The sequence below is a fragment of the Streptococcus suis genome, assembly GCF_002964045.1.
GTDB lineage: Bacteria > Bacillota > Bacilli > Lactobacillales > Streptococcaceae > Streptococcus > Streptococcus suis_U.
Map to the genome: position 1 here is coordinate 1 of NZ_POPB01000075.1, position 277 is coordinate 277.

Sequence of the window (277 nt, forward strand, 5' to 3'; positions counted from 1 at the left end):
TTTGGGAATCGTTGTCCTTGATGAAGTGCCAGCAGTTGGCCTGTTCCAGCTTTTCAATGCAGCCTTGAATTTGACAGGTGATTCTGAAGAAGTAAAAAATACTTGGGAAGTTATGCAAACCAAGGAGGCTCATGAGCTGGTGATTGATGAATTGATAGCGCGTGATAAGAATCATCCTTCTGTAGTGATGTGGGTTGTTGCCAATGAACCGGCAGGGCATGAAAAGGGAGCACGTGCTTACTTTGAACCTTTGATTCAGCGCATGAGGGACAGGGAT

1 protein-coding gene is annotated in these 277 nt (G+C 45.5%); it reads left to right on the forward strand.

Features of this window, described 5'->3' with window-relative positions; genetic code table 11:
- The coding region (locus C1E99_RS00335; RefSeq protein WP_330848209.1) for a glycoside hydrolase family 2 TIM barrel-domain containing protein at positions 1 to 277 on the forward strand (277 nt) is incomplete at both ends.